Genomic DNA, 5,316 nt, shown 5'->3' with positions numbered 1-5,316 from the left:
TCAAACCGGGATGGAAATAAAAGTTATTAAAATCAATACAATGTGAAAATGCAATGAGCATAAGCGTGTAACGTAGGTTTACTGTCTCATACAACAAACCCACCAATAATTCAAGACGTCCTCCACGGGGCGCTTACGTCGCTTCCGGGTGCTCCTCACCGGCGATATCGAAGCCCCGGCGGAACGGGCGTTGCTGCACCTGGATCGACCCGCGTTACGCGCCGAGGTCCTTCAAGTGCTCCATCACGGCAGTAAAACGTCCTCCACCGCCCCCTTTTTACGGGCGGTGCGGCCGCAGGTGGCGTTAGCCTCGGCGGGGCGCTACAGTCCCTGGCGCCTGCCGGCTGAGGCGGTGGTGCAGCGCTACCGGCGTCTGGGCATTCGCTGGCGCGATACAGTGGTAAGCGGCCAGCTGAGCGTGCGTTTTTATCCGCAGTCGTTTGACGTGCTGGCCTATCGGGGTCAAATTTCCCGCCGATGGTATCATCAGTGGTTTGGCGTCGCCGCGCTAAATAGGTAGAATAGGCGGCCATTTAGTCCCGGCACTGGTAAATGAATGCTAAACGATAAAGATCTCTCCACCTGGCAGACCTTCCGTCGCCTTTGGCCGATGATTTCACCTTTCAAGACAGGTCTGATCGTCGCGGCGATTGCCCTGATACTCAATGCCGCCAGCGATACCTTTATGCTATCGCTGCTCAAACCCCTGCTGGATGACGGATTTGGCAAAGCCAACAGTAATATTCTGGTCTGGATGCCGCTGGTGGTGATTGGCCTGATGGTGCTGCGCGGCGTCAGCGGCTTTGTCTCCAGCTATTGCGTATCCTGGGTTTCCGGCAAAGTGGTGATGAACATGCGCCGCCGGCTGTTTAACCATATGATGGACATGCCAGTGTCTTTTTTCGACCAGCAATCCACCGGCACCCTGCTTTCGCGCATTACCTATGATTCCGAACAGGTGGCTTCATCGTCCTCCGGCGCGCTGATTACCGTGATTCGTGAAGGGGCATCGATCATCGGCCTGTTCGCGATGATGTTCTATTACAGTTGGCAATTGTCGCTGATCCTGGTGGTGATTGCGCCCGTGGTATCGTTTGCCATCCGGCAGGTGTCAAAACGGTTCCGCCAGATTAGTAAAAGAATGCAAAACACCATGGGGCAGGTGACCACCAGCGCCGAGCAGATGCTCAAAGGGCATAAGGAAGTGCTAATTTTTGGCGGCCAGAAGGTGGAAAACGAGCGTTTCAACAGCGTCAGCAACCGCATGCGCCAACAGGGGATGAAAATGGTGGCCGCCTCCTCGGTCTCCGATCCGCTGATCCAATTTATCGCCTCCCTTGCGCTGGCCTTTGTTCTGTATGCCGCCAGCTTTTCGTTGGTCATGGAAACCTTGACCGCCGGTACCATTACCGTCGTGTTTTCGTCAATGATTGCCTTGATGCGCCCGCTGAAATCCTTGACCAACGTTAACGCTCAGTTCCAACGCGGTATGGCCGCTTGCCAAACGCTGTTTTCCATTCTTGATATGGAAACCGAAAAGGATGAGGGCACGGTGGAAGTTGAGCGCGTTAAAGGTGACATCACCTTTGAACACGTCACCTTTTCCTATCCCGGTAAAGAGACGCCTTCGCTGCACGATATTAGTCTGAGCATTCCGGCGGGGCATACGGTGGCGTTGGTGGGGCGCTCCGGCTCCGGTAAATCGACCATCGCCAATTTGCTGACGCGTTTTTACGATATCCAACAGGGCCAGATCCTGCTCGACGGTACCGATTTGCGCGCCTATAAGCTCGCCTCGCTGCGTAACCAGGTGGCGTTGGTTTCCCAAAACGTGCATCTGTTTAACGATACTATCGCCAACAATATCGCTTATGCCCGCAAGGCAACCTACTCCCGCGAGCAGGTAGAGAACGCGGCCCGCATGGCTTACGCCATGGGTTTCATCGAAAAAATGGAAATGGGCCTGGACACGGTGATCGGCGAAAACGGCGTCTTGCTCTCCGGCGGCCAGCGTCAGCGCATCGCTATCGCCCGCGCGCTGCTGCGCGATTGCCCGATACTTATTCTCGACGAAGCCACCTCGGCGCTTGATACCGAATCCGAACGGGCAATCCAAAAAGCGCTGGATGCGCTGCAAAAGAATCGGACCTCCCTGGTCATCGCCCATAGCCTGTCCACCATCGAAAAAGCCGATGAAATTCTGGTGGTGGTGGAGGGACGGATCGTCGAACGCGGCAATCATGAGGAACTGATGTCGCGCCAGGGGGTTTACGCCCAGCTCCACCGGTTACAGTTCGGTCAATGATTGCCCGCATCTGGTCCGGCGCCTCGCCGCTGTATCTGCTGCTGCTGCCGTTTTCCTGGCTGTATGGCTTGGTAACGGCGCTTATCCGCTGCAGCTATCGCCGCGGCTGGCGGAAAGTTCATCGCTTTCCGCTGCCGATCGTGGTGGTGGGCAACCTGACCGCCGGCGGCAACGGCAAAACGCCGGTGGTGCTATGGCTGGTGACGCAACTGCAAGCGCGTGGCTGGCGGGTCGGGGTGGTGTCCCGCGGCTACGGCGGGCGCGCGGCACAGTATCCGCTGCTGCTGGACGCCACCACCACCAGCGAGCAGTGCGGGGACGAGCCGCTGTTAATCTGGCAGCGAACCTGCGCGCCGGTCGCGGTGGCGAACCGGCGCGCCGAAGCGGTAGCGGCGCTGCTGCGCGCGCAGCCCCTGGACGTGGTGGTGACCGACGACGGTTTGCAGCATTATGCGCTGAGGCGGGATATCGAGTGGGTGGTTATCGACGGCGAGCGTCGGTTCGGCAATGGCTGGTGGCTGCCCGCCGGCCCTATGCGCGAACGGGCCGAGCGTCTACAGCAGGTGCAGGCGGTCATCGTCAACGGCGGCGAGCCCCGTCCTGGCGAGGTGCCGATGCGGCTTGTCGCCGGCGCGGCCGTCAATTTGCTGACGGGTGAACGTCGCGTGCTCACAGGTTTTACGCCGGTGGTGGCGATGGCCGGCATTGGGCATCCGCCGCGCTTTTTCGCCACGGTACGCGCGGGCGGCGTGACGCCGGTGCGGGAGGTGGCGTTTGGCGATCATCAGGCCTACCGGCAACAGATGCTCGACGCGCTGGCCGCGCCGGATGAACAGTTGCTGATGACCGAGAAGGACGCGGTCAAATGCCTCCGCTTCGCCCGTGCGAATTGGTGGTATCTGCCGGTCGACGCGCGGCTGCCCGAGGGTGCACAGCGAAGTTTGCTGACGCCGGTTGAGCAGGCCATCCGGCGCTATAGTGAAGGGGCGGACGGCGGCGCAAAAACGTAACGCGCGGCGCCTGGGTGCCAGGTGCGGATACCTGACGTTAGGCGGTATGGTGCAGCAGGGGATAGTCTACGCGCGGTGCCCTGGCACAAAGCGCGGAGACCTGACGCTCGGCGGCAGGGTGCGGCCGGGGACAGTTAACGCGTGGCGGCGCGGTGCCGGGGGGCAGAAAAACAAACGGCCCGGCTAACGTGAGTTAACCGGGCCGTCCGAGCGATGGTCTATTGCTTAGCGGCTAAAATTAGCGAACAGAGCAATGATTTTGTTTAACGTTTTTATGGCAGGCCTGTCTTATAAATGTTCTAAGGTGTGATTCATCTCACAAAAATACTACTCCTTCGCCGGCTACATATCAATAACATCTGCATAAAAAAATGACGATCATCAGCAAATGCTGCGATAGGCGACAACGATTGCCGGCGGTGATTCCCGGCCCGTGCCGCTTATGCTATTCTCTGCACCATCATCCTTTGCGCAGGCATGCCCCCTTGGAGGAATCATGGATCATCGCCTATTGGAAATAGTCGCTTGCCCGGTCTGTAACGGCAAACTTTATTACAACAAAGAACGACAGGAACTGATTTGTAAGTCCGATGCGCTGGCTTACCCTTTGCGTGACGGTATCCCTGTGCTACTGGAGAGCGAAGCGCGCGCCATCACATTGGACGAGACCAATTCATGAGTTTCATCGCCATTATTCCCGCGCGTTTCGCCTCCAGCCGGCTGCCCGGTAAGCCGCTGGCCGATATCAACGGCAAACCCATGGTGGTGCGCATCATGGAACGGGCGCAAGCCTCCGGCGCCGATCGGGTCATTGTCGCCACCGATCATGCCGGCGTGGTCGAGGCGGTTGAGTGGGCCGGCGGCGAAGTGTGCCTGACCCGCCCCGATCATCAGTCCGGCACCGAGCGGCTCCAAGAGGTCATCGACAGATACGACTTCGCCGACGATCGGATAATCGTCAATGTGCAGGGGGACGAGCCGCTCATTCCGCCGCAAATCATTCGGCAGGTGGCGGATAATCTGGCGGGCGCCGATGCCGGTATGGCCACGCTGGCGGTCCCTATCACCACGGCGGAAGAGGCATTCAACCCCAACGCGGTCAAGGTGGTGGTCGATGCGCGTGGTTACGCGCTCTATTTCTCACGCGCCCCGATTCCCTGGGATCGCGAAGGGTTTGCCCGCAGCCGCGAGCACCTCTCCCACGGTCTGCTGCGTCATATTGGTATTTATGCTTACCGCGCCGACTTTATCCGCCACTATGTCAGCTGGTCGGCCAGCCCGCTGGAGAAGATTGAGATCCTCGAACAGCTGCGCGTCTTGTGGTATGGGGAGAAAATACATGTCGCGGTGGCAAGTGTGGCGCCCGGCATGGGCGTGGACACGCCGGAAGAGCTGGCGCAGGTTCGTTTGTTGCAGCAGCAACTGGAGTAACCGTCCCGTGCTGTACGGCGCGGGGGCCAAGCGAGATTTCCGCGCCGATTTCCCGCCTTTGTTTGATCTAACGCGCCGTTTTTTAGGCCGATCCTCCCCATGATGTTTGATGTGCCGCGCGGTGCGCTGGTTTAATCCTGTGCCGAATATAAGGTTAGCGATGTCATGGAACAATTACACGTTGAGTTAAGCGCCGTTTTAGGGGAGCCGTTGAGTCGGCTTGAACGCATCAGCGAGCAACCTTATGCCCACTTGTATGCCATGTACGACAGGGAGGGCCATGCGCTTTCCCTGGTAGCGAAAAGCTATTTGTGCCCGGGCATCGCCCAGCAGGAAGCCTACAAGCTGTCGATGCTGGCCCGGGAAGGCGAGATACGGCTGCCGACGGTATATGGCCTCATTTTATCCGTAAGCGTACGCCCAGCGCCGTATTGACAGTTATTCAGCAGGGATGGTGAGGTTCCACGGCAGGAGCTCTTTGATTTTGTTGATGGGATGATCCGCGATAATCACCAGCACATGGCGCAGATACGCTTCCGGCTCCACGCCGTTCAGTTTGCAACTGCCGAT

6 protein-coding genes and 1 pseudogene are annotated in these 5,316 nt (G+C 58.6%); 6 read left to right on the top strand and 1 reads right to left on the bottom strand.

All coding sequences use genetic code 11. From position 1 onward, the window contains the following. Positions 1-148 precede the first annotated feature (148 nt). The 6 genes and pseudogenes from ACMX3H_RS10135 to ACMX3H_RS10110 form a co-directional block, all read left to right on the top strand. Positions 149-520 carry a hypothetical protein gene (locus ACMX3H_RS10135; protein ID WP_415210727.1) on the top strand — a complete coding sequence of 124 codons (372 nt, stop codon included), beginning with the start codon at positions 149-151 and terminating at the stop codon, positions 518-520. Between the two features lie 36 nt (positions 521-556). After that, the gene (gene msbA / locus ACMX3H_RS10130; RefSeq protein ID WP_415210726.1) at positions 557-2,305 is read left to right on the top strand and encodes a lipid A ABC transporter ATP-binding protein/permease MsbA; all 1,749 of its coding nucleotides are present in this window, start codon (positions 557-559) and stop codon (positions 2,303-2,305) included. Then, the gene (gene lpxK, locus ACMX3H_RS10125) at positions 2,302-3,315 is read left to right on the top strand and encodes a tetraacyldisaccharide 4'-kinase (protein ID WP_415210725.1); all 1,014 of its coding nucleotides are present in this window, start codon (positions 2,302-2,304) and stop codon (positions 3,313-3,315) included. The genes msbA and lpxK overlap by 4 nt, the downstream gene beginning before the upstream one ends. Before the next feature lie 496 nt (positions 3,316-3,811). After that, positions 3,812-3,994 carry a protein YcaR gene (ycaR, locus tag ACMX3H_RS10120; protein ID WP_025245854.1) on the top strand — a complete coding sequence of 61 codons (183 nt, stop codon included), beginning with the start codon at positions 3,812-3,814 and terminating at the stop codon, positions 3,992-3,994. Next, positions 3,991-4,746, top strand: a complete 756-nt coding sequence (gene kdsB, locus ACMX3H_RS10115; protein ID WP_415210724.1) for a 3-deoxy-manno-octulosonate cytidylyltransferase — start codon at positions 3,991-3,993, stop codon at positions 4,744-4,746. Before ycaR ends, kdsB begins: the two co-directional genes overlap by 4 nt. Before the next feature lie 165 nt (positions 4,747-4,911). Further along, a pseudogene (locus tag ACMX3H_RS10110) lies at positions 4,912-5,154 on the top strand (hypothetical protein); the annotation flags it as partial. 30 nt (positions 5,155-5,184) lie between these two features. On the opposite strand, the gene ACMX3H_RS10105 reads toward ACMX3H_RS10110, so the two are convergent. After that, the coding region (locus ACMX3H_RS10105; protein WP_415209555.1) for a transposase domain-containing protein at positions 5,185-5,316 on the bottom strand (132 nt) is incomplete at its 5' end.

The organism is Sodalis sp. (in: enterobacteria), from assembly GCF_047607725.1.
GTDB lineage: Bacteria > Pseudomonadota > Gammaproteobacteria > Enterobacterales > Enterobacteriaceae > JBLKSS01.
The sequence above is the reverse complement of the archived record's forward strand: the minus strand, read 5'-3'. Positions and strand labels throughout refer to the sequence as shown.

What these genes read in the sequence shown, in the direction of transcription:
- msbA (WP_415210726.1), top strand. Translation starts at nt 557, where the DNA reads ATGCTAAACGATAAAGATCTCTCCACCTGGCAGACCTTCCGTCGCCTT.
- lpxK (WP_415210725.1), top strand. Translation starts at nt 2,302, where the DNA reads ATGATTGCCCGCATCTGGTCCGGCGCCTCGCCGCTGTATCTGCTGCTG.
- ycaR (WP_025245854.1), top strand. Translation starts at nt 3,812, where the DNA reads ATGGATCATCGCCTATTGGAAATAGTCGCTTGCCCGGTCTGTAACGGC.
- kdsB (WP_415210724.1), top strand. Translation starts at nt 3,991, where the DNA reads ATGAGTTTCATCGCCATTATTCCCGCGCGTTTCGCCTCCAGCCGGCTG.